The organism is Roseovarius albus, assembly GCF_900172335.1.
Lineage (GTDB): Bacteria > Pseudomonadota > Alphaproteobacteria > Rhodobacterales > Rhodobacteraceae > Roseovarius > Roseovarius albus.
Genome location: NZ_FWFX01000004.1, coordinates 301,745 through 326,270, shown reverse-complemented (window position 1 = coordinate 326,270; position 24,526 = coordinate 301,745). Strand labels below are relative to the sequence as shown.

23 protein-coding genes and 1 tRNA gene are annotated in these 24,526 nt (G+C 55.0%); 7 read left to right on the top strand and 17 right to left on the bottom strand.

The genetic code is table 11. From position 1 onward, the window contains the following. Positions 1-433: 433 nt before the first annotated feature. From ROA7450_RS08905 to gltX, 5 genes are all read right to left on the bottom strand, one after another. A complete protein-coding gene (locus ROA7450_RS08905) occupies positions 434-829 on the bottom strand; it encodes a hypothetical protein (protein ID WP_085805346.1) in 396 nt (131 codons plus the stop codon). 92 nt (positions 830-921) lie between these two features. After that, positions 922-2,493, bottom strand: a complete 1,572-nt coding sequence (locus tag ROA7450_RS08900; RefSeq protein ID WP_085805345.1) for a DUF1254 domain-containing protein — start codon at positions 2,491-2,493, stop codon at positions 922-924. Positions 2,494-2,578: 85 nt separating this feature from the next. Then, complete coding sequence (locus ROA7450_RS08895) at positions 2,579-3,250, bottom strand: TetR/AcrR family transcriptional regulator (protein ID WP_085805344.1); 672 nt, start codon at positions 3,248-3,250, stop codon at positions 2,579-2,581. Between the two features lie 184 nt (positions 3,251-3,434). Continuing rightward, entirely contained in the window at positions 3,435-4,730 is a 1,296-nt protein-coding gene (gene gltA / locus ROA7450_RS08890) for a citrate synthase (RefSeq protein ID WP_085805343.1), read from the bottom strand. 67 nt (positions 4,731-4,797) lie between these two features. Beyond that, positions 4,798-6,207, bottom strand: a complete 1,410-nt coding sequence (gene gltX / locus ROA7450_RS08885; RefSeq protein WP_085805368.1) for a glutamate--tRNA ligase — start codon at positions 6,205-6,207, stop codon at positions 4,798-4,800. A gap of 80 nt (positions 6,208-6,287) precedes the next feature. On the opposite strand from gltX, the gene ROA7450_RS08880 reads away from it, so the two are divergent. Next, on the top strand, positions 6,288-8,300 hold the full coding sequence (locus tag ROA7450_RS08880) for a ComEC/Rec2 family competence protein (protein ID WP_085805342.1): 2,013 nt from the start codon (positions 6,288-6,290) through the stop codon (positions 8,298-8,300). Here ROA7450_RS08880 and lexA read toward each other — a convergent pair whose 3' ends face one another. From lexA to ROA7450_RS08850, 6 genes are all read right to left on the bottom strand, one after another. After that, on the bottom strand, positions 8,301-9,002 hold the full coding sequence (gene lexA, locus ROA7450_RS08875) for a transcriptional repressor LexA (RefSeq protein ID WP_085805341.1): 702 nt from the start codon (positions 9,000-9,002) through the stop codon (positions 8,301-8,303). 82 nt (positions 9,003-9,084) lie between these two features. Next, positions 9,085-10,257: a molybdopterin molybdotransferase MoeA gene (locus ROA7450_RS08870; RefSeq protein ID WP_085805340.1), complete on the bottom strand. Its 1,173-nt coding sequence runs from the start codon at positions 10,255-10,257 to the stop codon at positions 9,085-9,087. After that, complete coding sequence (gene moaC, locus ROA7450_RS08865) at positions 10,254-10,730, bottom strand: cyclic pyranopterin monophosphate synthase MoaC (RefSeq protein ID WP_085805339.1); 477 nt, start codon at positions 10,728-10,730, stop codon at positions 10,254-10,256. The genes ROA7450_RS08870 and moaC overlap by 4 nt, the downstream gene beginning before the upstream one ends. Then, positions 10,730-11,545, bottom strand: a complete 816-nt coding sequence (gene trpC, locus ROA7450_RS08860) for an indole-3-glycerol phosphate synthase TrpC (protein WP_085805338.1) — start codon at positions 11,543-11,545, stop codon at positions 10,730-10,732. Before trpC ends, moaC begins: the two co-directional genes overlap by 1 nt. Continuing rightward, positions 11,542-12,564 (bottom strand): anthranilate phosphoribosyltransferase, encoded by a 1,023-nt coding sequence (gene trpD, locus ROA7450_RS08855; RefSeq protein ID WP_085805337.1) that lies wholly within the window; start codon positions 12,562-12,564, stop codon positions 11,542-11,544. Before trpD ends, trpC begins: the two co-directional genes overlap by 4 nt. Beyond that, on the bottom strand, positions 12,561-13,142 hold the full coding sequence (locus tag ROA7450_RS08850) for an anthranilate synthase component II (RefSeq protein ID WP_085805336.1): 582 nt from the start codon (positions 13,140-13,142) through the stop codon (positions 12,561-12,563). Before ROA7450_RS08850 ends, trpD begins: the two co-directional genes overlap by 4 nt. A gap of 99 nt (positions 13,143-13,241) precedes the next feature. Between ROA7450_RS08850 and ROA7450_RS08845 the strand changes: the two genes are divergently transcribed. Further along, a complete protein-coding gene (locus tag ROA7450_RS08845; protein ID WP_234999474.1) occupies positions 13,242-14,663 on the top strand; it encodes a divergent polysaccharide deacetylase family protein in 1,422 nt (473 codons plus the stop codon). On the opposite strand, the gene ROA7450_RS08840 is transcribed toward ROA7450_RS08845, so the two are convergent. The 4 genes from ROA7450_RS08840 to ROA7450_RS08825 form a co-directional block, all read right to left on the bottom strand. After that, a complete protein-coding gene (locus ROA7450_RS08840) occupies positions 14,650-15,210 on the bottom strand; it encodes a pseudouridine synthase (protein WP_085805335.1) in 561 nt (186 codons plus the stop codon). The two genes, ROA7450_RS08845 and ROA7450_RS08840, sit on opposite strands and share 14 nt — an antisense overlap. 15 nt (positions 15,211-15,225) lie before the next feature. Continuing rightward, the gene (gene trpE / locus ROA7450_RS08835) at positions 15,226-16,737 is read right to left on the bottom strand and encodes an anthranilate synthase component I (RefSeq protein ID WP_085805334.1); all 1,512 of its coding nucleotides are present in this window, start codon (positions 16,735-16,737) and stop codon (positions 15,226-15,228) included. Positions 16,738-16,749: 12 nt separating this feature from the next. After that, positions 16,750-18,591: a peptidyl-prolyl cis-trans isomerase gene (locus ROA7450_RS08830; protein WP_085805333.1), complete on the bottom strand. Its 1,842-nt coding sequence runs from the start codon at positions 18,589-18,591 to the stop codon at positions 16,750-16,752. An 82-nt stretch (positions 18,592-18,673) separates the two neighbouring features. Further along, positions 18,674-19,864, bottom strand: coding sequence for an aminotransferase (locus ROA7450_RS08825; protein WP_085805332.1), 1,191 nt, complete (start codon positions 19,862-19,864; stop codon positions 18,674-18,676). 134 nt (positions 19,865-19,998) lie between these two features. Between ROA7450_RS08825 and ROA7450_RS08820 the strand changes: the two genes are divergently transcribed. Further along, a complete protein-coding gene (locus ROA7450_RS08820; protein WP_085805366.1) occupies positions 19,999-20,916 on the top strand; it encodes a DMT family transporter in 918 nt (305 codons plus the stop codon). Between the two features lie 86 nt (positions 20,917-21,002). On the opposite strand, the gene gpt is transcribed toward ROA7450_RS08820, so the two are convergent. Both gpt and fabI read right to left on the bottom strand, forming a co-directional pair. After that, positions 21,003-21,506, bottom strand: coding sequence for a xanthine phosphoribosyltransferase (gpt, locus tag ROA7450_RS08815; protein WP_085805331.1), 504 nt, complete (start codon positions 21,504-21,506; stop codon positions 21,003-21,005). 9 nt (positions 21,507-21,515) lie between these two features. Next, on the bottom strand, positions 21,516-22,322 hold the full coding sequence (fabI, locus tag ROA7450_RS08810) for an enoyl-ACP reductase FabI (protein ID WP_085805330.1): 807 nt from the start codon (positions 22,320-22,322) through the stop codon (positions 21,516-21,518). A 184-nt stretch (positions 22,323-22,506) separates the two neighbouring features. On the opposite strand from fabI, the gene pdxH reads away from it, so the two are divergent. The 4 genes from pdxH to ROA7450_RS08790 all read left to right on the top strand — a co-directional run bounded on the left by pdxH (position 22,507) and on the right by ROA7450_RS08790 (position 24,339). Further along, positions 22,507-23,112, top strand: coding sequence for a pyridoxamine 5'-phosphate oxidase (pdxH, locus tag ROA7450_RS08805; protein WP_085805365.1), 606 nt, complete (start codon positions 22,507-22,509; stop codon positions 23,110-23,112). A 128-nt stretch (positions 23,113-23,240) separates the two neighbouring features. Then, positions 23,241-23,762, top strand: a complete 522-nt coding sequence (locus tag ROA7450_RS08800; protein ID WP_085805329.1) for a cold-shock protein — start codon at positions 23,241-23,243, stop codon at positions 23,760-23,762. Further along, on the top strand, positions 23,735-24,217 hold the full coding sequence (locus ROA7450_RS08795) for a DUF192 domain-containing protein (protein WP_085805328.1): 483 nt from the start codon (positions 23,735-23,737) through the stop codon (positions 24,215-24,217). The genes ROA7450_RS08800 and ROA7450_RS08795 overlap by 28 nt, the downstream gene beginning before the upstream one ends. A 45-nt stretch (positions 24,218-24,262) precedes the next feature. Then, positions 24,263-24,339: transfer RNA gene (locus ROA7450_RS08790), tRNA-Pro, on the top strand. Positions 24,340-24,526: the final 187 nt, after the last annotated feature.

Sequence of the window (24,526 nt, the reverse complement as noted above, 5' to 3'; positions counted from 1 at the left end):
GTTCCAGCCTCCAATCCAACACGTTCAATCGGATGCGGGAACCCTGCAAGGCACGCGGCTATATCAGCAACCTCACAAGGCAGTTCCCGCTCAACCAGCACCGTACCCTTGGTGTCTACAATGCAAAACGCACATGACCGCAGCGACACATCCAGCCCAACAAAGTAATCCATCATCTATCTCCCTTGTTCACAGCTATCCTGTGATCCTATCGGGAGCTCGACCTCAAAACAGAGGCAGCCCAATTACGCATGCTTGGAGCCCAAAGCGGATACTAGTTAGATTGAAATGGGCGTGTCGAAGTGCAGGTTGCGATCAGTTGCGTCGCTCAATCTAAGTTTTCGCTCTAAGCCATATCAAGCGTTGAGAAAAAGCAAACGACGCCCGCGCTACGTGTTGCTTCGGGACAAAGAAGTAAAGGCAGAATCTTAGCTTAACCAGATCTGGTTTTGCTGGCCGCGTTTACCAGCGACGCGACGAAACAAATCAAACAAACTGCCCAAATTACGCCCTTCAGGATCACCGAATTGAGGTCTTCGTGAGGGTGGTCTGGTCGGAATGTTTCTTGTCGAAGCCATGCTTCCAAGTGAGCTGCGAACGGTACGAACATGCCGCCTGTGGCATAGGGCCAAGCTGACGCCATCAGCGGTGGGCCGTAACGGTTGCTGGCGCGCCACACCAATGCGGCTGCAACCAATAACAGGCCACAAAGGTAATCTTCGATCATGGTCGTGGCATTGATTGCAAAGTAGTCAATTCCACGCCGAGCCGTTTCGCCAATCAAAAAAACGGCCACCATTACCCATGTCATGATGTACACAGTTCGCATCGGCTTTCCCCTACTACACTTTTGGATTGATCGTATCCGCCTTGGTCAAAAGCAGAACCAAGCGCGGGGTGACCGCGCTTGGCATGCCTGCATTATTCGAGCAGCTCGATATCGCCCGGACGCCAAGTCTTTTCGAACCACGCTTCCGTTGGGCTGTATAGACGCAGGATTGCAAAGAAACCCTTGCCCGGCACTGTCTCAATCCAGTTGTTTTCCCAACCCTCCGGGGCCTCTGGGCCGAAGTACAGATCAACTGATCCGTCATCATTATAAGTGTAAACGTCCTTGTGCTTTTCGCTGTTATAGCTTGGAAAAGGCTGACTTGTTTGCAACTGAGAACGGGTTTGAGGATCATAAAGGACAATCGATACGAAGTTCTCCGCAGGCGCGTCCGCTGGAAGGTTTAGACGATAGGTCTTGCTTCCGTCGAGGTAGTCGCCGTTATCATCCAAAGCGCCCCACGCGTATTGTGAACCCTTGCCAACCAGCTTCATTGCCATGGCGGGCGTGTTGACGGTTGCAAAATAGAAGAACTCGGTGCGGCCATCCAAATCACGACCACCTGCACCGTCATTGCGCAAGAACTCATAGTTGCCCCCCGGGAAACCAACCTTCCAATAGCTATCTTCATATAGGAAATCGGAGGGCGTGCGTTCGTACCAAAGCAGCGTACGCGCCGTGGCGTTGGCGACCTCGGCCGCCTTGATCAGAATGTTTTTCATCCTCAGGTCGGGGTCAAACGGCCGCCCCTTTTCAATCCCTACAGATGCAAACAGCCCTCGAAGTTCGGGGTCGAGGAAAGCAACCGGCTCGCGGTCAATGACAGCGTGCAGTTCCTCGTAAAAGTTGAAATCCGTGGAGTGGATCGTGTTGAAGGCGACGCCCGAGCCATTAAAGAACTCCATTTCTGGGGGACTATCTTTCTGAGCCAGAGGGTAAACCTTCAAACCGTCCCGGAAAAGTTGGCTGGAAAAATCGGGCTTGCCATCCTTGAGAAATCCGCGGGCGATGTACCAGTTAATGTAGCTGGTCGATCTTGCCACAAAGTAGGTCTCTCCATCAATTTCCGTCACAACGCCGCCAATCGGTCCCTCCAAGTCGCCTTCGTAGTCCGGCGGTAAGATCAGATACTTTCCGCCTTCACCCGCGTCAGGACCAGGCGCGCCGGTGTCCACGACAAACCGGAAGAATGCGTCGTTTACCGTGCCTGGACCCGTTCCAGCCGGAACTTCAATCACTGTCGGACCGTCTTCCTCAAGATTTAGAACTACGCTGAGATATACTGTATCCGTATTGCCGGTCAGAAACAGAGGGTTGCTGTCCATCAACTCGTCGAAGATACGCGCCTGATTAGAGCTGGTCTTCCCGTCAACCTCTTGGCTGCGACGTATGGCTTCCAAAGAGGCCGCGGGCATCCCGTTCAGAAACGTTTGCACACCGCGAATGTAATCCAGATGGTTGTACAGAGCTTCTGCCGTTGCCGCTGTGGGAATACCATCAAAAAACTCAATGTCGCCGACGCGGGTAGGATACTTATCAGGTGTCAGAAGACCCTCGGGGATCTTGTTGTTGTACCCGGGGGTTGGTTCTTCGGCGTTGGCAACACTGACGCTAAGGCCAACAATTGTTGCTGCGGACAATACCGCTTTGGAAATCCGTTTCATTCTCAGTCTTTCTCCCTTTTGATAGAATTCTCTCAAACTGCGCGCTTTCCAACGTGCCGCGCCCAATCAGTTTAATGGTTGCATGTCACTCTTGTTTTTGCTGGATCGCAGAGGCGGCATCGAACGGGTAGAGCGTAGACAACCAGACACGCATGATCCCGGACAACACATCCTCCTTTGAGGTTGTTTTGCCAGTTCCAAACGCTTGGATCAGCACGCCTGCGTCCATCCGGTTCAGAGCATGCGCCACGGGCATCGGATCGAACTCCGGCGTTAGCCCGCGTTCTTGGTCTTCTTGGATTCTGGCAGCGACGATCTCATCAAACGATCCCAAAAATGCCTGCCAAACATACTCTAGCCTATCGTCGCTTGGTGCTGCATCGGACACCGCCCGCAGGATAGATCCATGTTCGTAACCAACATCGACAAGTGCGGTCAGGCTCTCCTGCAAGGTGGCAACCGGGTCACCTTCTCCAACGAACCAGGGTTGCGCTCCTTGCACGATCCCGTCCTTTACTTGATCCAGCAAAGCTTCCATCAGTCCATGAAGATCGTTGAAATGTTGGTAGAAAGCTGAGCGACTATAGCCCGTAACGGCCATTAGAGTGCCAACTGTCAGGTTCCGAAAGGGATTGGTGTCTAGGAAATCCCTCCCAGCATCCAAAATGGCCGAGCGCGTTTGCGCGGCCTTGCTTGGCGCGGACGCCCGGGCCGCTAACTGATCCCGCAAAAGATTGGACTTTGACTTTTCTGACATACTGTCACTAAAGGTGACATCATGTCAGTTGTCCATCAAAAAGTTTCCATTGAACGGGCTTAGTGTCGGAGGCAGCGAATGAAGCGATTGTCCGCTTTGTCCGCGTACCTGCCGCTCAACAAGACTACACCCTCGCAGGTTTCTGCAAGGGTGCTCTTCGTTTAAACCTTGTTTTGAGGCGACTTTACCGCTTTTCGATATCCACGTAGTCGCGGAAGGTTGCACCTTGGTAAAGCTGGCGCGGGCGGCCGATTTTTAATTGTGGATCCGAGATCATCTCTTTCCACTGGGAGATCCAGCCCACCGTCCGTGAGACGGCAAAGATCGGTGTGAACATTGAAGTGGGGAAGCCCATCGCCTCAAGAATGATGCCCGAGTAGAAATCCACGTTCGGGAAGAGTTTTTTCTCGATGAAATACTCGTCATGCAGCGCGGTGCGCTCCAACTCTTTGGCGACCTGCAGCAGTGGGTTGTCTTCGACGCCCAACAGTTCCAGTACTTCGTCAGCGGATTGCTTGAGCACCTTGGCGCGTGGGTCGGTGTTTTTGTAGACCCGGTGACCAAAACCCATCAGGCGGAACGGATCGCTTTTGTCCTTGGCGCGCTCAATGAATTCAGGGATCCGATCAACAGATCCGATTTCCTGCAGCATTTCAAGGCAGGCTTGGTTTGCACCGCCATGGGCTGGGCCCCAAAGGCAGGCGATGCCTGCTGCGATGCAGGCGAAGGGGTTCGCGCCAGAAGAGGACGCCAGACGTACGGTTGAGGTCGAGGCATTCTGTTCGTGATCAGCATGCAAGGTAAAGATCCGGTCCATCGCGCGGCTCAGGATCGGGTTGACCTCGTAATCTTCGGCAGGAACAGCAAAGCACATGCGCAGGAAGTTTGACGCATAATCCAGATCATTACGTGGATACACAAAGGGTTGACCCAGAGTATACTTATACGCCATCGCCGCGATGGTCGGCATCTTGGAGATCATCCGGATAGAGGCGACCTCTCGCTGCCATTCGTCGTTGATATCCAAACTGTCGTGGTAGAAGGCAGACAGCGCGCCAACCACACCCACCATGATCGACATTGGGTGTGCATCACGACGGTACCCGCGGAACAGGAAATGCATCTGTTCATGCAACATGGTGTGATTGGTGATGCGGCTTTCAAATTCTTCCAGCTGCGCGGGTGAGGGTAATTCACCATAGAGCAGCACGTAGCAAACCTCGAGATAATGTGATTTCTCAGCCAGTTGATCGATGGGGTAGCCGCGGTGCAAAAGCTCTCCTTTGCCGCCATCGATATAGGTAATTGTGCTGTCACAGCTGGCCGTCGAGGTGAAACCCGGATCATAGGTAAAGACACCCGCCTGCGCGTAAAGCTTGCGGATGTCTATCACATCGGGGCCCGCTGTGGGAGTAAACACTGGCAATTCATAGTCCTGGCCGCCAATACTGAGTGTCGCGGTTTTCTTGTCATCTGCCATAGATTTTCTCCCTTACAGTTCCTGAATGTCGCCTTCAGGTGCCTAATTTTGGCCGACCCTCACGATCTTAACCGCCGGGTTGGCTCGCATCATTTAAACGGGCAATTGTTTCGTCTGCCCCTAAGACCAACATCATATCAAAGACGCTGGGGGTTGCGCTACGGCCAGCAAGGGCAGCGCGCAACGGACCGGCCAGTTTTCCGAACTTCATTTCCCGGGCTTCTGCGAACCCCATGATGACAGTTTCAAGGCCTTCCCGACTCCACGTAACATTTTGCAGGTGCGGCGTCAATTCAGACAGTATGCCACGGGATACAATGTCAAGCTGTGCCGCAGATTTATCATCGAGATTGATTGGTCGTGAATTGAGTATAAATGATGCCTTATCAAATAGTTCAGTGAATGTCTTGGCGCGTTCTTTGAGGCAATACATGCCGGACCCTAGCAAAGTCAACTTATCGTCAGGCAGGGTTTCCTGACCGGCTGCGGCGCGATAGCTGGCAAATTCATGCAGCAGTGCAGCATCTTCCGTTGCGGCAATGTGCTGACCACAAAGGTTTTCCAGCTTCTTGAAATCAAATCGCGCGGGTGATTTGCCGATGCCACCTAGGTCAAACCACTCTTTGGCTTGCGCATCTGTGAAGAATTCATCGTCACCGTGGCTCCAGCCCAAACGCGCCAGATAGTTGCGCATCCCTGCCGCCGGATAACCCATGGCCTGATACTCTTCGACGCCAAGTGCGCCGTGACGTTTCGACAGCTTCTTGCCATCAGGGCCATGGATCAACGGAATATGCGCATAGACCGGTAGGGGCCAGTCCATAGCGGTATAGATCATCATCTGGCGCGCTGCATTGTTGAGGTGATCATCCCCCCGGATCACATGGGTGACGCCCATGTCATGGTCATCAACGGCAACAGCTAGCATGTAAACGGGTGTGCCATCGCCACGCAGCAGAACCATGTCATCGAGTTGGTCATTACGGATTTTAACCTCGCCTTGGACTTCATCCTTGATCAGGGTTACGCCGTCACGTGGGGCCTTGATACGGATCACAAAAGACGCATCAGGGTGGGCGGACTGATCAACGTCGCGCCACGGGCTTTGATAGAGCGTCGAGCGGCCTTCGGCCCGGGCGGCATCGCGGAATTCTTGAATTTCTTCTTGCGTGGAGAAGCATTTGTAGGCTTTGCCCTCGGCCAGCAACTGATGTGCTACCTCGGCGTGGCGGGGGGCGCGTTCGAACTGGCTGATGACCTCGCCATCGTGATCCAAGCCAAGCCAGCGCAGACCGTCCAGAATCGCCTTTGTGGCCTCTGGCGTGGAACGAGCGCGGTCGGTGTCTTCGATCCGCAGCAGGAAGGTGCCATCGCGGCCACGGGTATAAAGCCAGTTGAACAGGGCGGTACGCGCCCCACCGATGTGTAGAAAACCGGTGGGCGACGGGGCAAAGCGGGTCACAACTTTTTGCGACATGGGTGCAATTAACCTTTCGGTAACCATAAGGGAGATAGCGTTAAGGTCTCTCTATCGGCCTGTCTGAAAGGAGACAAGCCTTGGGGCTGTTGGAACGTATCAAACTTTGTTGGCTAAGTCAGCGTGGGTATCTGTTTCCCTGGGTCTCTGTTGCGATAGCGGTGGGAATTGGTGTCTTTTTTTCTCTGAGGTATGAACCACAGGCCTCTGTTTATATTTCCATTTTTCTAATGTCAGTGTTTGCGGTTTGGATAGCGGTTACTGGCCCAAACGCGTTTGCGCCCCTGATCTTGGGGCTGATCTTTGTCGCAACCGGGTTTTGTCTTGCCGGGGCGCGGGCGCATCTGGTGGCAGAGCCGGTTTTGGGCTGGCGCTACTATGGCCCGATCGAGGGGCGGTTGGTGGCCCTGGATCGGTCTGCCAGCGATGCGTTGCGCCTGACCTTGGATCACGTGCGATTGCTGAAGGTGCCACAAGACCGAACGCCGGAACGCGTGCGGGTTTCCCTACACGGCAATTGGGATACCTTCGTGCCACAGGCAGGCTTGCGGGTGATGCTGACAGGGCATTTGTCGCCGCCCAGTGGCCCGATTGAACCCCATGGATTTGATTTTCAACGTCATGCCTGGTTTCAGAAAATTGGCGCCATCGGATATACACGCACCCCGGTCTTGTCGATTACACCACCGGACGGGGGCTTGCCGCTTATGTCCGCACGACTGGCCTTGTCAAAGCGCATACAGGCGCATTTGCGCGGCGAAGTTGGGGCCTTTGCGGCGGCGGTAGTGACCGGGGATCGTTCGGCGATCAGCCAAGCGACAATGGAGGATCTGCGCCATTCCAATCTTGCCCATCTGTTGGCCATTTCCGGCCTGCATATGGGGTTGTTGGTAGGCTTTGTGTTTGCCGTGGCCCGGTTGGGATTTGCAATGGTTCCTGCCGTCGGGATGCGGATACCCGCGAAAAAGCTGTCGGCAGGCATCGCGTTAACTGCGGCTGCTGGGTATCTGGCGCTTTCAGGTGGCAATGTAGCGACCGAGCGGGCCTTTGTAATGGCGGCGGTGGCCTTGGTGGCGGTGATGCTGGACCGGCGGGTGATTAGCCTGCGTGCGGTCGCCGTGGCGGCGATAATTGTTCTGACATTACGACCCGAAGCGCTGCTGGGGCCAGGGTTTCAGATGTCTTTTGCGGCAACAACAGGATTGGTGGCGGCCTTTGGTCTGATCCGAGAACTTGAGCTTTCACTGGGACCAAAGTGGTTGAAACCGGTCTCAGCGGTGGTGATCTCGTCCTTGGTGGCCGGATTGGCGACCGCACCAATTGCTGCGGCGCACTTCAACCAGATCGTACACTACGGATTATTGGCCAATGTGTTGAGCGTGCCAGTGATGGGGATTGTAGTCATGCCGGCCGCCGTGGTGGCGATGTGCCTGATGCCATTAGGTTTGGAGGCGATACCGTTGTGGATCATGGGGCAGGGGTTGACGTGGATTCTGCATGTGGCCGAGTGGGTTTCAGGGCTGGACGGGGTCCGCAGGTTGGTGATTAGCCCCAGTGGTCAGGTGTTACCGTTCATTGCTTTGGGTCTGTTGTTCGCGATCCTTTGGCAAGGGCGAACGCGGGTGTTGGGCTTCGTGCCTGTTGTTATAGGTTTCCTGATCTGGGCCGGATCTGAACGCCCGGATGTATTGATCGCCGATACTGGCGCATTGGTCGGTGTCATGACAACGGAAGGGCGCGCCCTGTCAAAGCCACGCGGGGCAGGCTTCATTGCTCAAAACTGGTTGGAAAACGATGGTGATATGGCGGAGCAGGCGCTGGCAGCAGCAAGGTGGGAGGTACATAAAATTGGTGGGTCATCCATACGCGTAGTGCAAGGTAAAAGAGAGATCTCAGAACTTAAGGGGTGTGATCGGGACGACTTTCTGGTGTTAAATAAAATGCCGCCGCAGGATCTACCATGCCGCGTTATTCATCCGGGAAACCTAAAAGAAACCGGCGCCTTAGCGTTCTATGTGAAGGCAGGGGATGTCAAAGAAATAGCCGCGCGCCAGATCACGGGCACGCGGTTGTGGAATGCTCTGAATCGTTGATCAGTAGGTGCGGATCAAACCAACCAGCCGACCCTGAACCTTGACTTTGTCGTCAGACAGCATCCGAGTTTCATAAGCCGGGTTAGCGGCTTCAAGCGCGATGGAGCCATTACGGCGATAGAATTTTTTGAGCGTCGCTTCCTGATCTTCCACCAATGCGACGACGATGTCGCCGTTGTCGGCTGATTTGGTTTCCTTGATGATCACGATATCGCCGTCATTTATGCCGGCGTCGATCATGGAATCCCCCTTAACCTCAAGGGCATAGTGCTCTCCGGGGCCGTTCAACATTGAATCCGGAACGGTCACATTGTGTGACGCATGAGCAATTGCTTCAATCGGGACACCGGCGGCAATCTGGCCCATGACGGGCAGTTCCAGCGCATGCACGGCATCTACCGGGATCGCATTGGCAGGTTTGGCCGCATCAGGCTTGTCACCCTCGATCACCCGAGGGGAAAAACCATGACTGGTCTCGCCGCCAAGACTTTCGGGCAGTTTGATGATTTCCAAGGCGCGCGCCCGGTGGGCGAGTCGACGAATGAAGCCGCGTTCCTCCAAAGCAGTGATCAACCGGTGGATGCCGGATTTGGACCGCAGGTCCAACGCCTCTTTCATTTCATCGAAACTGGGGGGGACGCCGTCACGTTGAATGCGTTTATGAATGAATTCAAGCAGATCCAGCTGTTTTTTCGTCAACATGCGTGGGTTCCTTCGGTTCATGCGTTTACATTTGTTCTACACATGTTCTCGTTTTGTGTCAACCCAGCCTGTGGATGTGGTTCTAGATGGGGAGATAGTCCATAATCTCACCCGCTTTGCGCGGCCCGTCATGTGGCGGGCGGACTAAAAGGGCATTGGCGTCGGCAAAGACGGACAAAAGTGCGCTGTCTTGCCGTGATTCTGCGGTGATCTGACTGTCTTTGAGGTGCGCGCGCATGTAATGTTCTCGTGGGCCATTGGCAGGAATGTCTGCCGTAATGGGTGCTTCCAGGCGTGGTGCGGCTTGGGCTGGGAACCCAAGCATGGCCAGCACCATGGGTTTGAGGAAGACATGGCCGCAAACCATTGCTGATACAGGGTTTCCGGGCAAACCAACGAAGGCCGCGTTTTGAAGTTTCCCTGCCATGAGTGGTTTACCCGGACGCATGGCGATTTTGTAGAACTTTTGGTCCAATCCCAAATCAGCGGCCACTTTGCCAACCAGATCATGGTCACCAACCGAGGCTCCGCCAATGGTGACGATCAGGTCCGCGTCTTTGGCAAGGTCAAAGCATAGCTCCAACGCCGGGCGATTGTCGCGGGCGATGGGTAGAATACGGGCATTTGCCCCCAGTTCATCGAGCATCGCCTTAAGCCCAAAGGTGTTGGAGGCGATGATCTGATCGGGGCCTGGCGTTTCACCGGGCATGACCAATTCGTCGCCGGTGGAGATCAGGGCGATGTCGGGTTTGCGGTACACTGTGACTTTGTCAACGTTCATGGCGGCTAACAGGGCGATGTCTGAGGGGCGCAGGCGGCGCGGGGCGGTCAAGGCGTCGCCAATAGCGAAATCTGAGGCCTGGGCGCGGATATGCGTCGATGTGCCGATGTCACCGGTGAACTTAATTGTATCGCCGTCGCGGGTCACATCCTCTTGAATGATCACGCGGTCCGCACCTGCGGGCAGCGGTGCGCCAGTGAAGATGCGGGCGCATTGGTTGGGGCCGATTTCCGTATCAAAGGCGTGGCCTGCGGCGGATTCGCCAATGACTTTGAAGGCTGTCGCTTCCGAAATGTCCGCACTACGCACGGCATAGCCATCCATGGCCGAGGCGGAAAAGGGTGGCTGGTCTCGCTCGGCAATGGCGTCCTGGGCCATAACGCGACCGGAGGCTTCAACAAGCGGAACGGTTTCGGTATCAAGTGGGGTAACGAGCTCAAACAGCTGCTCAAGTGCGGCGCCAACGCTGATCATGATGCCTCGTAACGGCCTGATTTACCGCCATCTTTCAGGATGACGCGGATATTCCCGATCTCCATAGCCTTATCAACCGCTTTGACCATGTCATAGACGGTCAGGGCGGCGGTGCTGACGGCAGTGAGCGCTTCCATTTCCACTCCGGTCTGGCCAGTGGTTTTCACGGTCGCCTCAACTTGAACACCGGGAAGATCTGGATCGAGGGTGAGGTCCACAGCGACCTTGGAAATGGCCAGCGGGTGACACAACGGGATCAATGTCGAAGTTTGCTTGGCGCCCATGATGCCCGCAAGTCGCGCGACAGAGAGAACATCGCCTTTTTTGGCGCGGCCTTCCGAAATGATTTCAAAGGTTTCTGCTGCCATCTTGACGTGTCCAGCCGCTCTAGCCACGCGAGACGTGACGGACTTCTCTGATACATCGACCATATGGGCATGGCCTTGTTGATCGAAATGCGTCAGGTCTGCCATTAGAAACCACCTGGGCGCAGAGGTGATGAGAGCAGGTCACGGGTGGCATTCGCTACATCTTCTTCTCTCATTAACGACTCGCCGATGAGGAAAGTCCGAGCACCATAGCGAGCCATTTCTGCAAGGTCTTCACGGGTTCTCAAAGCGCTTTCGCAAACGATCATTTTGTCAGCAGGAACACGCTTCGAGAGCGTGCGGGTTGTATCAAGTGTGGTCTCGAACGTATTGAGATTACGGTTATTTATCCCAATCATATGTGACTTTAACCGGGTTGCACGCTCGAGCTCTTCGGCATTATGCACTTCGATCAAGGCATCCATTTCCCACTCGAAAGCAGCTGCTTCCAGCTCGGCGGCTTGATCATCGCTGACCGAAGCCATGATGATCAGGATGCAGTCCGCGCCCCAAGCACGGGCCTCTGCCACTTGATAAGGATCGTACATGAAATCCTTGCGCAGGACGGGCAAGCTGGTTGCGTCACGGGCTTGTTGCAAGAACTCAGGCGCCCCTTGAAAGCTGGGGGTATCTGTGAGCACTGACAGGCAGGTAGCACCACCATCTTCATAGGCTTTGGCCAGCTCTGGCGGATTGAAATCTTCGCGGATCAAACCCTTGGAGGGACTGGCTTTTTTGATCTCGGCGATCAGGCCATAACCTTCGCGGGATGCAGCTTGAAGGGCTTTGGTGAACCCACGTACGGGATCAGCGGCCTTGGCATCCCCTTCGATATCGTCTTGCGAGCGCTCGGCCTTGGCGGCGGCGATCTCTTCCAGCTTATATTCTTTGATTCGTTCAAGGATGGTGGGCGTGGTCATGCGCTCTCCGATGTGATTCTGGCCAGAAGTTCAATTTTTTCGCGGGCGGCACCGCTATCGATGCTGGTGGTTGCCATCTCAACACCGGTTTTCAGATTATCAGCGGTGCCGGACACAACCAAAGCAGCGGCGGCATTCAAGCGGACGGCATCGCGATAGGCGCCTGGCGCACCATCCAGCAGGGCGCGGAAGGCAACAGCGTTTTCCTCGGGCGTGCCGCCGATGATGTCCTCGAACGGATGTACAGGTAGGCTGAAATCTTCGGGATGAAGCTCGATATCGCGTACTGTGCCGTCTTCTTCGAGCGCGGAAACCCAACTGGTGCCGGTGATGGTAAGTTCATCCGTACCATCCGAGCCGTGGACCAGCCAAGCTCGTTCAGATCCCAGTTGGCCAAGCGTTTGGGCCATCGGCCGGATCAGATCGCGGGAGAATGCGCCGGTCAGTTGGCGTTTGACGCCCGCCGGGTTGGTCAGCGGGCCGAGGATGTTGAAAATGGTGCGTGTTCCCAACTCAGACCTAGTCGGCATGACGTGAGCGATTGCCGGGTGGTGCATCGGTGCCATCATAAAGGCAATACCAGCACCTTCTAAAGCTTTTTCAACAACTTCCGGGCCAACCATTACGTTGACACCCATCTGGGTCTGCACGTCGGCGGTGCCGGATTTAGACGATAGATTGCGGTTGCCATGTTTGGCCACAGGTACGCCAGCGCCCGCAACTACAAAGGCAGTGGCAGTCGAGATATTGAGTGTGTGTTTACCATCGCCACCGGTGCCAACGATGTCCATCGCGCCTGCAGGCGCTTTGACGGCATTGCACTTGGCGCGCATGACGGCAGCGGCGGCGGCGTATTCATCAACTGTTTCGCCGCGCGTACGCAGCGCCATCAGCAAACCACCGATCTGGCTGGGCGTAGCTTCGCCTTCGAAAAGCGTTTGGAATGCGACTTCGGCCTCGGCACGGGTCAATGGGCGATCAGCGGCAATGCCGATCAGCGGCTTCAGGTCTTCGCTCATGCAGGGACCTTCATCACATCAAGGAAGTTCTTGAGCAACGCATGCCCATGCTGCGAGGCGATAGATTCAGGGTGGAACTGCACGCCGTGGATCGGCAGCTCGCGGTGTTGGACACCCATAATGGTGCCATCTTCTAGTTCAGCGGTAATTTCCAGCACGTCAGGGCAGCTGTCGCGTTCGATCACCAAAGAATGGTACCGTGTGGCTTCGAAAGGCGTTGGCAGGCCTGCAAAGACGCCTTTGTCTTTGTGATGCATCATTCCCATCTTGCCGTGCACGATGTCGGTGTGGCGAACGACGTTGCCACCAAACACCTGACCGATTGATTGATGGCCCAAGCATACGCCAAGAAGCGGCGTTTTGGTTTCAGCGGCAGCTTCGGTTAGTGCCAAGCAAATACCAGCCTCATTCGGGGTGCACGGGCCGGGGCTGAGGAGAATCCCCGCAGGGTTCATTGCCATCGCTTCTTGAACATTGATCGAGTCGTTGCGCCTGACAACAACTTCGGCACCCAATTCGCCCACATAGTGAACCAAATTGTAGGTAAAACTGTCGTAGTTATCTATCAGTAGCAACATTTTGCTTATCCCATGTCGGATTTGGGGGTAGAGCACCGCCCATTGGTCGGAGTATAATTGCTCAGGCTTGCGCGGCAGCGTCAAGAGGCGCATAGCTATATGAAGGCAAAATCAGAGGCAAAAACATTGGGACAGGGATTTTTTGCAGGCATTCTCTCGGGCACTGTGGTTTCCGGGCTTGCTGTTGGGGGCATGTCGTTGTTGGCGGGCGCACCGGAAGCGCGTGTTGAAACCGTCATTGATCTCAACGTTCCGGAATATTCAGGCTTTGCGCAAAGTGCAGAGCAAGTCGATGTCGAAATACAGGCACAAGTCGAAGAGCCTGCGACCACGCTGTCAGGCGTCTCCACTGTTCCAGATAGTTTGAGCGCGATATCAGAATCGATTACCCAATCTGCCGATCAGCCCGAAGCGGAGAGCTTTGATCTGTCCTTGGTCAATCCTGAGACGCAAGACGCCCCGTTAGTTGGGGCAACTGCGGATGAGCCGATCTCCAAGACGCCGGAAGCGGGAGCAGTTGAGGTTCCGGAATCTGAGGGTGAGGTGTCCTTGTCGACGGAGCCAGCACAGCCTCTGTCACCTGCGTTGGCTGAGGAGGAGTCTGTCTTTGCCGAGCCCGCTGACGTGGTTGAACCCGAGAGCGTCGTGGAAGAAGAGCAAATTGCAGCGGTCGTGATCCCTGAAAGTTCAGGTACGATTGACAATATTGCCGATGGTGTAACCACGGACCGCCTGCCCTCAATCACCACGCCAGAAGATGAGGGTGCAGTGTTGGGTGCCGCGCCTGATGTGGATAGCTCTGCCTTTGGAGACGACAGTGCAGTGTCTGCGTTAGAACGTTTTGCCAGCGATTTTGATAATCCGGATGACAAGCCATTAATGGCCATCGTGTTGGTGGTGGAGAGGGCCAGTTCCTTGGACATCACCGCGCTGGAGGATTTTCCCTATCCATTGAGCTTTGCCATTGACGTCACGAACCCAGACGCAGCAGCGATGTCTGAGCGCATTCGCGCGGCGGGGCACGAGGTGCTGGCACAGATTGATCTGCCTGCCGAGGCGGATGCCAAGGGCACCGAAGAGGCCATGCAGATCTATATGAAGGCCGTTCCGGAAGCTGTGGCCGTGATCGAGGGGTTGAACACTGGGGTACAAAGCAACCGGGCAGCCAGCAAACAACTGGCCCCGATCCTGCGTGACAGCGGGCATGGCGCGGTTTTGTTGTCGAATGGGCTCAACACGGCGCAAAAGCTGATCGCCCGCGAAGGGGTGCCGTCAGCCTCGGTCTTTCGTGATTTCGATTCTCAGGGACAGAGTGAGCGGACAATACGCCGGTTTCTGGACCAAGGTGCATTTCGTGCCGGGCAAGAAAAGGAAGGCGTGATCATGATGGGACGTCTGCGCCCCGAAACCGCCAAAGCGCTTGTGGTGTGGGCACTGGAAGACCGGGCCGGACTGGTGGCTTTGGCCCCGGTATCAGCAGTCTTGTCTGCCGATCAAACGCGACTGGCTATCGGCCAGTAAGGGTTTCATGCCGCCATTCACCGGGGGCAATCCCCTCAAGCGACCAGTCACCAATACATGCGCGAATGAGACGTAAGGTCGGGTGGCCGACATGGGCGGTCATGCGGCGCACTTGGCGGTTGCGGCCTTCAGATATAATCATTTCCAGCCAGCAGTCAGGTACGGATTTGCGAAAACGGACCGGTGGGTCGCGCTCCCAGATTTTCGGTGGATCAATGCGCCGGACTTTGGCTGGCCGAGTGGGGCCGTCTTTCAAGGTGACCCCTTGGCGCAAGGCATTGAGCGCAGCATCATCAGGCAGACCTTCGACCTGAACCCAGTAGGTTTTTTCTGTTTTGAACTTCGGGCTGGCAATGCGGGCTTGCAGTTTGCCATTGTCGGTCAGTAACAATAGCCCTTCGCTGTCGCGGTCCAGCCGCCCGGCGGGATAGACGCCGGGAACATCAATGTATTTTGACAAGGTGGGGCGGTCTGACCCTGTGGTGCCTTTGTCGGTGAACTGAGAGAGCACACCGTAGGGTTTGTTAAACAGGATCAGTTTAGTCATGGCATCATTGCCAGATTAATCATTGCCGCTGCCGGTGAACCGTGCGGCATCGGCGGCGGCGCGACGGATGGCGTTGGATTTGTGGACGGTTTCCATATATTCCGCCTCGGGGTCGCTGTCATAAACAACGCCGCCACCGGCTTGAATGTAAAGCTTTTCGTCTTTGACCACAGCGGTGCGCAGGGCAATGCAGACATCCATGTCGCCATTGGCGCTGAAATATCCAACCCCGCCGCCGTAAACGCCGCGTTTTTCCGGCTCCAGCTCGTCGATGATTTCCATCGCGCGCACCTTGGGCGCGCCGGAAACGGTGCCCGCTGGCAGACCTGCAAGCAGGGCGCTGAGGGCATCTTGATCGTCGGCCAGTTCGCCAACAACATTCGACACGATGTGCATTACATGGCTGTAACGCTCAATGATGAACTTCTCGGTCGGGCGCACGGTGCCGATTTTGGACACTCGACCCGTGTCGTTGCGGCCCAGATCCAGCAGCATCAGATGCTCGGACAACTCTTTTTGATCGGCCAGCAAATCTGCCTCAAGCGCGCGATCCTCTTCCGGTGTCGCGCCACGAGGGCGGGTGCCCGCGATTGGCCGAATGGTAACCTCGTCACCAAAAACCCGTACCAGAATTTCCGGGCTGGCACCTACAACCTGAAACTCACCAAAATTGAAATAGAACATGAATGGCGACGGGTTAGTGCGGCGCAAGCTTCGGTAAAGTGCGAAAGGCGGTTGACGGAAGGGCTGGGTCCAGCGTTGCGACGGTACGACCTGAAAAATGTCGCCAGCTTTGATGTATTCCTTGGCCTTTTCGACGGCAGCTTTATAGCCCTCGCGGGTGAAGTTCGACACTGGTGGCGCATCTTCATGCGCCTCGCCAATAGTACGGCTGGCCTGCGGCATGGCGCGTTCCAGATCACGCACGGCATCCATGACACGCTCAGCCGCCTGTGCATAGGCAGCACGCGCATTCACACCGTCTTGCACCCATGCAGGAGACACGACAATCACCTCTCCTTTGACCCCGTCTAAAACGGTGATGATCGACGGGCGCATCATGATTGCATCTGGTACGCCTAGAGGATCAGGATTGATGTTTGGCAGGTGTTCAACCAGACGGATGGTGTCATAGCCAAGGTATCCGAACAGACCGGCGCTTGCCGCTGGCAGATCGTCAGGCAGATCGATGCGACCAGATTCAATCACAGCTCGCAGATTGTCGAGCGGAGCGCCATCCTGATCTTCGAACGCGTCTGGATCAAAGCGGGCCTGACGGTTGATCCGGCTGTTTTTGCCGTGACACTGCCAGATCAGATCGGGTTTCATGCCGATGATGGAATAGCGCCCGCGCACCTCGCCGCCGGTCACAGACTCCAGCACAAAGGCATCGCGTGCCGCACCGGTCAGTTTCAACATCAACGAAACTGGTGTATCCAGATCGGCCGCCAGACGGGTGAAGACAACTTGGTTTTTACCGGCGTTATAGCCGCGTTCAAAACTTTCGAAAGAAGGGGTCAGATCCACGGGGTACGCCTGTTATTGAAAGTTTGCGTGCACTGCGTTGAGCACTTGTTGATTCAACTCGATCCCGACACGGCTGCGGATGTCATCGGCCATCAGCTGGAACAGATCCTGCGACAGGCCGTTGGCATATTGGTTCTGAATCGCCGGTTTGATCTGGGCCAGTGCCGGGTCATCATCGTCGGGAGGTGTGATGGTATCCAGCCGCAAGATGAAGATCTGTCCGTTCGAGTTCAGCGTGTTGACGTCGCCTTGCTGCATCCCGAAAGCGGTCTGGTTAAACTCCGCCGGTGTTTCTGGCTCAAAGCTGGTGCGGGTCAGATTTTCGGCCAAACGTGGCGTCAGGCCGATTTCCTCGAACGTGGCACCATCACGCAGTCGTGGGAGGTCGGTCTCAAGCTGCTTTTCCAGTTCGTTGACAATAGCAACGTTTGTCCAAGCGGTTTCAACCTGATCCCGGACGTCGTCCAGTGGTTGGAGCGCGGGAGGCACAACCTCATCAAGGCGCAGGGCGAAGATGCCACCATCCTGCAGTTGCAGCACTTCGGGATAATCGGAGTCTGTCACCTCGGCTGCCGCCGTACGGAAGTTTTCAAAGGCCCCGATGCCTTCGGCGACAAAGGGGTGCCAATCGATCTGACCCAGTTCCACATCGGTTTCCTGAGCGAGGTCTTCCAAAGAGGCACCACCAGCCAGCAGATCATCAATCGAGTCGATCTGGCTGTCGATCACGCGGCGAGCGCGATCAATCGCAAGCTCTTCGCGCAGTTCGGGCAGGGCATCTTCAAAGCTGGTTTGCTGCGCGGTCAACACGGCGTTTACGCGAAACAGGGCGGGGCCAAGGTCGGTGTAGACTGGGTGAGTCACATCACCAGCGGAGGCGGCGAAAACGGCAGTACCAGCGCTGCCCAGATCCAACTGAGACACATCGCCCAAATCGATATCGATTAGCTCCAACCCTCGCTCGGCGACCAGATCTTCGAACGTGGCCTCGCCATTCGACAGTTTGGTATAGGCGGCATCGGCTGCGCCCTGATCCGGGTAGGCCAGACGTTCGACCAGACGTCGTTCTGGCTGATTGTATTGCTCAGCCCGGTCTTCATACGCCTCACGTAACAGGGTTTCATCCACCTCAACCGTGTCGATGATCATCTCGGGGCTTAGCTGGACATAAGTTATGCGCTTGGTTTCCGGAGCTGTGAACAACGGCGCGTTTTCTTCGTGGAATGTCACCAGATCATTCTCGGATGGGACGGGCACGCCGGTGGTCAGATTGCTGCGATCCAGCGTGGCCCAGGTGACATTACGTTTTTCACCGATGAATTTCAGCACAGAATCTGTGTAGGTATCCGGTGCATTCACACCGCCTAAAACGGCCGCCTGCAACAAGGTGCGGGCAGTTTCGTCACGCATCTGCTCTTCGAAGCGGGCCTCGTTCAGGCCGATCTGCTCTAACGCGCCTTCATATGCGACGCGATCAAACTCGCCATCAATGCCCTGAAACTGCGGAATTTGCACGATTTCGTCGCGCAGGTTTTCATCACCGATAGAAATACCCAGACGTTTGGTTTCATCATCCAATGCTGCGACGGAAACGAGCCGCGCCAGAACATTGTCGACCACACCCAACTCCTGCGCTTGAAGAAAGCTGAGCGCTTCACCACGGGTGGCTTCCTGAGCACGGATTTCAGTTTGCAGAGCACGGAAGTATTCGTTCACGTCAATATCAGAGTCGCCTACTTGACCGATGCTGCGGGCGTTGCCCGACAGGTTGGTGACGCCAAAACCGCCCAAGCCCAGAATGAGCAAACCCATCAGGATCCAGACAAAGGTATTGGAGAGCTTTTTGGCGGCCATGATGGCTCCCTTCGATGGTGGTCTATGTTACTTGCGGGACTGTCTACGCGCTGTCCCGGGTGGGGGCAAGAGGTCAGTCAGCTCAGGTCTTTACTCTGGGCCAATCTGCCTGCGCCAGGCGATCAAACAAGACGCTAATCTGTTCGCGATCCACATTGGCAAAGGCGACGCGGAACTCTCGTGCGGCACGCGGGGTGTCTTCTGGATGGAACATGGTGCCGGGCAGCATCAGAACACCCAGATCGCGCACCATTTCCCTGGCCAGCTGATCCGAGGGTAGGTCAAACGGGTGTTCGACATAAGCGAAATAAGCGGCGCAGCCCAAGAGCTTCCAGCCTTTGTCCTCGACCTTGTGGAAGTTGTCATGAATGGCGGCGCGGCGATCAAGGATTTCGTCGCGTTCACCTGCAAGCCACTGGGTTAGGTTTTGCATTCCCCAAATAGCAGCCATCTGGCCAAGCTGGTTTGGGCATATGGCTACGGTGTCCAGGAATTTCTCGATCTCGGTCAATAGCGCCGGATCGGCGGTGATTGCACCCACGCGGTGCCCGGTCAGGCGGAAAGCCTTGGAAAAGGAATACAGCTGGATCAGCGTTTTATCCCACTCTGGATCTTGGAACAGAGTATGTGGCGCGCCGGTGCGGGCGTCGAAATTACGGTAGGTCTCATCAATGATCAAGGCGATGTTGTGCTTTTGGGCGAGCTCGAAAAACGCCTGAACAAGCTCGGACGGGTATTCCACACCGCCGGGATTGTTGGGAGTGACCAGTACAATGGCCTTGGTACGTTTTGTGATCAAGTCTTTGGCGGCACCTGGATCAGGCAGAAGATCAGCACCGGTTTGCAGCGGCACAGTGGTGATCCCGGACATATCCAGCCACATTTTATGATTGAAGTACCATGGGGTTGGTAGGATGACCTCATCGTGGTCACTGCAGAGCGCAGCAATGGTCGCACAAAATGCCTGATTGCAGCCTGATGTGATGGCAACATTTTCTGCGCTTAGATCTCCGCCGTAGGCTGTGCTCCATTCCTGTGCCACTTGAGCGCGCAACTCGGGCAGACCCAGAACGGGGCCATACAGATGTGCCTCGGGTTGGTTCATGGCCGCTTCAGCGATCACCTTGCGTAGGCTTTCTGGCGGCGGGTCCACGGGCGCAGCCTGGCTCACGTTGATCAGTGGGCGTTCAGGCGGAAATTCGACACCCTCTAGCCAGCGGCGCGCCTCCATCACAGGCGGGAGGAAGGTTGTTGTGGTTCTGCCGGTGGCCATCGTTGATCTCCTCTTGTTGCCGGTAGGGCTAGCAGACCCGATGTACGGGGAAAAGCAGGATCTTTGTGGCGGTGATTGCATCTACGGCACGCATCTCCTACTGCTGGGCGGACAGCATTCCGATCAGGTCCATCATGAGCAGTGAAAACACTTCCCAACCCCGTGCGGACAATATTCCCTTGGCGGTAACCGCAATCGTTTTGGCGGTGCTGGCTTTGCCGCTGGGGGATGCGCTGATCAAAGGGGCCAATACCGGGTTCGCGATTTCTCAGATCTTTATCCTACGCTCGGCTTTGGTGGTTCCGGTTTTTGTCGCGATTATCATGATGCGTAATCCCAAGGCCTTGCGTCTGCCTAAACGATTGGGTTGGGCGACGTTGCGCGGCTTTTTCATGACCATCATGTGGGTATTTTACTACCTGTCGTTACCGCACTTGGAATTGTCAGCCGCAGCCGCGGCCTATTATACTTGCCCGATCTTCATTACTCTGTTTTCTGCCATGCTCTTGGGCAACAAGATCAAAGCGGTTGGCTGGATTGCTGTCATCGTTGGTTTTCTGGGGGTGTTGCTGATCCTGCGCCCCAAGGCCGATGACTTCAACTGGTACGCTTTGTTCCCAATCGTGTCGGCGGTGCTTTATGCCTTGGCGATGATCGCGACACGCGCAAAGATGCGTGATGAACATCCTTTGATTTTGGCGATGAGCTTGCATGTGTCCTTTATTATCACCGGGGCTGCGATCATGGCGTTAGGAGTTGTCTGGCCAAGCGATGCGACGCAAGGTAGCTCTCTGTTTGCGTCCTGGGGGGTAATGGGCACAACGCAATGGGGTGTCATGGCAATACTGGGGGTTGCCTTGTTGATCGGCAGTATCGGGGCGGTTGTTGGCTATCAGAACGGGCCACCATCCTTGGTCGGCACGTTTGATTTTGCCTATGTCGGATTTGCGGTGATGTGGGGCATTCTGCTTTTGGGTGAAACGCCTGACCCGGTATCGATTGTGGGCATGCTGATGATCACGGGGGCAGGGATAATGGCGATGCGACAGTAGGCTACGCACCAGTTAATGTTTCTTAGACGCAAAGAAAAAACCCCGGGGGATGACCGGGGTTCACATGGTACTGTTTGTGCTGCGCGTTAGCCTTGGCCTCGATAGGGCTCGACATATTGCAGCGCTAAGTCCCATGGGAAGAAGATCCAGGTGTCTTGGCTGACTTCGGTAATGAAGCTATCAACCATCTCTCGTCCCATCGGTTTGGCGTAAACCGTGGCAACATGTGCCTTGGGCATTTGCTTGCGGACGATTTCCAAAGTTTTGCCGGTATCGACCAGATCATCGATGATCAACACACCGTCGCCGTCGCCGATCAGATTCATATCCGGGGCTTTGATCACAACCGCTTCACTTTGGTTTTGGTGGTCGTAGGATTTGACGCTGATGGTATCCACCGTACGGATATCCAGTTCACGCGCGATGATCATCGCTGGCGCCATACCGCCACGGGTGATCGCCACAATCGCGCGCCAGCCCGTATCGTCAGGGGCCTCGCTTTGCAGACGCCATGCCAACGCGCGGGCGTCGCGATGCAGTTGGTCCCAGCTGACGTGGAATCCGCGTTCGTGGGGTAGGCGCTCGGTCATGGTCTTTCCTTATGATTTGTCGATATCAGGCGCGTCTACGGCCTTCATGCCGACAATATGGTAGCCACTATCGACATGCAGATTTTCGCCGGTTACGCCAGAACTCAAATCGCTCAGCAAATACAGCGCTGATTTGCCGACATCGTCGATGGTCACGTTGCGGCGCAAAGGCGAATTCAATTCGTTCCATTTCAAGATATAGCGGAAATCACCAATGCCGCTGGCCGCCAGTGTCTTGATTGGTCCGGCGGAGATCGCATTGACGTGGATGCCGTCTTTGCCCAGATCTTCGGCCAAATACTTGACCGAGGCTTCCAGTGCTGCCTTGGCCACGCCCATGACATTGTAATGCGGCATGACCTGTTCCGCACCGTAATAGGTGAGCGTCAACATTGAGCCGCCATCTGTCATGATCTTTTCAGCGCGTTGTGCGACGGCCGTAAAGGAATAGACCGAGATATCCATCGTCATCAGGAAGTTGTCGCGGCTGGTATCGACATAACGACCGCGCAGTTCGTTCTTGTCCGAAAAGCCGATCGCGTGCACCAGAAAGTCAATTTTGCCCCAGACTTTTTCAATCTCCGCAAAAGCCGCATCGATCGATGCCGGATTAGACACATCACAATCGAACAACTGTGTGACACCCAGCTGTTCCGCCAGCGGTTCAACGCGTTTTTTGAAGGCATCACCCATATAGCTGAAGGCCAGTTCCGCCCCTGCGTCGGCGCAAGCCTTGGCGACCCCCCAAGCGATGGATTTGTCATTGGCGAGTCCCATAATGAGCCCGCGCTTGCCCGCCATCAGTTGATTTGACATTTCTTGCCCTCGAACATGTTCTATTTGGCTTGTCTTTAGGCGATACACGACCTTGCATCAAGTGGAAGGCACTGAAGACCGGCAGAAATGGGCTCTGTGGAATATAAACCACCTATAATAATGTAATGGTTGTGCTAGGGTTTGGAGTGTGTAACTCGTGTCTGAGATGTTTTTGGGGAACGAAATGGTGAAACTGAACGGAATTTTTGCGGGGGAGAACCCGTTTGAAATTGCGAAAGCTTGGCTGCGGGACGCGGAGAAATCTGAACCCAATGATCCAAATGCTATAGCGCTTGCGACCGTCGATGCCGATGGTCTGCCCAATGTGCGAATGGTATTGCTGAAATCAATCACAGATGATGGCTTCTGGTTTTACACGAATTACGAAAGCGCCAAAGGACAAGAAATTGCTGCAACCGGAAAGGCGGCGATGGTCATGCACTGGAAGTCGTTGCGGCGACAAATTAGGGTTCGGGGCATTGTTATCAGGGAAGATGGCCTGGAAGCAGACGAGTATTATGCATCACGGTCGCTTAAAAGTCGGCTGGGGGCATGGGCGTCAGAGCAATCACGTCCGCTTGAATCACGCAGCGCTTTGATGGCAAAGGTTGCGAAGATTACAACCCAAAAGGGAGCAAATCCAAAGCGACCACCGTTTTGGGGTGGTTTCAGAATTGTTCCAGAAGAAATTGAATTTTGGGCAGATGGAGCGTATCGTCTTCATGACAGGTTTGTGTGGCGGCGTGAAGCCTCTGAAAATGAATGGAAAATTACACGGCTAAACCCATAATTTTCGCGTTTCGCGAAATGCTAGGCCTTGAAAAATAATAGACTTTTTGCTTGCGCGTTGGGTGCAAAATGGCACAAGAAGCGATTTGAGTTAAGAGCTCTAACACTTGGTGGACTACGGTGACGCAAATGAACGACGATATTCGGACAATCAAAGGTCGGGTCAAGTGGTTTGACCCGGTCAAGGGATTCGGATTCGTAGTTTCCGACGAAGGTGGCCCAGATATTTTGCTGCACGCGAACGTGCTCCGAAATTTCGGCCAGAGTTCGGTTGCAGATGAAGCGGTGGTTGAAATTGATGTTCAAAAAACCGAGCGCGGTACACAGGCCGTAGTTGTACACCATATTGAACCTCCTGCAGATGCGGGTGGCATCGCTTTGGCAGACCTGGATGATATCGATCCTGAAGTTATCAAGGCGGCCAAGCTGGAACCGGCGCGGGTGAAATGGTTCGACAAGGGAAAGGGCTTTGGATTCGCGAATACCTTTGGCCGAGACGAAGATGTTTTTGTGCACATGGAAGTGTTGCGTCGCTCTGGTCTGGCAGATCTCCAGCCTGGTGAAGCGCTTGCCATTCGTGTGATCGAAGGAAAACGAGGCCGTATGGCAACAGAGGTTTGCGGATGGGAAGTGGCTGTCAAGCAAAGCTGATTGCTTTCACATTTCTTAGTTTGTTTGGAACGGCGGCAGTTGCGGAAAATTCCTGCCGTGAAGATTCGCTTGCTGTCCGCGGAGATTGGGGGCAAGCGCGCTTTTCCGTAGAAGTTGCAGATGATAAGGTAGAGCGAGCGCAAGGATTGATGCATCGTGAATCAATGCCCAAGAGCGCCGGCATGCTGTTTGTCTATCCCGAGCCGCAAGTCGTGGGCTTTTGGATGGAGAACACGCTGATTCCTCTGGATATGCTGTTTCTCGATTCTACTGGGGTTGTGCAAAAGATCCATAGCAACGCCATACCATTGGATAAAAGCCCGATTTATGGCGGCGATAACATACAGTATGTGCTTGAAATCAATGGTGGTTTATCCAATTTGATTGGTATTTCCGTCGGCAGTGAAATCCAACATCCTTCTATCGAAAAAGAATATGCATCTTGGCCCTGTTAAGGGGTTTTCAAATCAGAAAAAGAGGTTTAGAGAAGCGCCATGGTCCGGGGCGTGGCGCAGTCTGGTAGCGCACCTGTTTTGGGTACAGGGGGTCGTAGGTTCGAATCCTGCCGCCCCGACCACTTCTCTCTCAATCATCGAGATGTCATAAACGCAGTGCAAGCTGCGTTAATGATTCATAACCCGAGTGAAGTGCTTGTTGTGGATGAATCTGCAAGTAAAACTTCAATGCTTCCACCTAAGGCAGCCGAAAACCAAGGCTTTTACGTGATCTAGGCATACACGGAATAGAACCAAACGTCCTGTGGA

Bases quoted from the DNA above. Each gene is read 5' to 3' on its own strand.
- ROA7450_RS08905 (WP_085805346.1), bottom strand. From the start codon at position 829: ATGCGAACTGTGTACATCATGACATGGGTAATGGTGGCCGTTTTTTTG.
- ROA7450_RS08900 (WP_085805345.1), bottom strand. From the start codon at position 2,493: ATGAAACGGATTTCCAAAGCGGTATTGTCCGCAGCAACAATTGTTGGC.
- ROA7450_RS08895 (WP_085805344.1), bottom strand. From the start codon at position 3,250: ATGTCAGAAAAGTCAAAGTCCAATCTTTTGCGGGATCAGTTAGCGGCC.
- gltA (WP_085805343.1), bottom strand. From the start codon at position 4,730: ATGGCAGATGACAAGAAAACCGCGACACTCAGTATTGGCGGCCAGGAC.
- gltX (WP_085805368.1), bottom strand. From the start codon at position 6,207: ATGTCGCAAAAAGTTGTGACCCGCTTTGCCCCGTCGCCCACCGGTTTT.
- lexA (WP_085805341.1), bottom strand. From the start codon at position 9,002: ATGTTGACGAAAAAACAGCTGGATCTGCTTGAATTCATTCATAAACGC.
- ROA7450_RS08870 (WP_085805340.1), bottom strand. From the start codon at position 10,257: ATGATCAGCGTTGGCGCCGCACTTGAGCAGCTGTTTGAGCTCGTTACC.
- moaC (WP_085805339.1), bottom strand. From the start codon at position 10,730: ATGGCAGACCTGACGCATTTCGATCAACAAGGCCATGCCCATATGGTC.
- trpC (WP_085805338.1), bottom strand. From the start codon at position 11,545: ATGACCACGCCCACCATCCTTGAACGAATCAAAGAATATAAGCTGGAA.
- trpD (WP_085805337.1), bottom strand. From the start codon at position 12,564: ATGAGCGAAGACCTGAAGCCGCTGATCGGCATTGCCGCTGATCGCCCA.
- ROA7450_RS08850 (WP_085805336.1), bottom strand. From the start codon at position 13,142: ATGTTGCTACTGATAGATAACTACGACAGTTTTACCTACAATTTGGTT.
- ROA7450_RS08845 (WP_234999474.1), top strand. From the start codon at position 13,242: ATGAAGGCAAAATCAGAGGCAAAAACATTGGGACAGGGATTTTTTGCA.
- ROA7450_RS08840 (WP_085805335.1), bottom strand. From the start codon at position 15,210: ATGACTAAACTGATCCTGTTTAACAAACCCTACGGTGTGCTCTCTCAG.
- ROA7450_RS08830 (WP_085805333.1), bottom strand. From the start codon at position 18,591: ATGGCCGCCAAAAAGCTCTCCAATACCTTTGTCTGGATCCTGATGGGT.
- ROA7450_RS08825 (WP_085805332.1), bottom strand. From the start codon at position 19,864: ATGGCCACCGGCAGAACCACAACAACCTTCCTCCCGCCTGTGATGGAG.
- ROA7450_RS08820 (WP_085805366.1), top strand. From the start codon at position 19,999: ATGAGCAGTGAAAACACTTCCCAACCCCGTGCGGACAATATTCCCTTG.
- gpt (WP_085805331.1), bottom strand. From the start codon at position 21,506: ATGACCGAGCGCCTACCCCACGAACGCGGATTCCACGTCAGCTGGGAC.
- fabI (WP_085805330.1), bottom strand. From the start codon at position 22,322: ATGTCAAATCAACTGATGGCGGGCAAGCGCGGGCTCATTATGGGACTC.
- pdxH (WP_085805365.1), top strand. From the start codon at position 22,507: ATGGTGAAACTGAACGGAATTTTTGCGGGGGAGAACCCGTTTGAAATT.
- ROA7450_RS08800 (WP_085805329.1), top strand. From the start codon at position 23,241: ATGAACGACGATATTCGGACAATCAAAGGTCGGGTCAAGTGGTTTGAC.
- ROA7450_RS08795 (WP_085805328.1), top strand. From the start codon at position 23,735: ATGGGAAGTGGCTGTCAAGCAAAGCTGATTGCTTTCACATTTCTTAGT.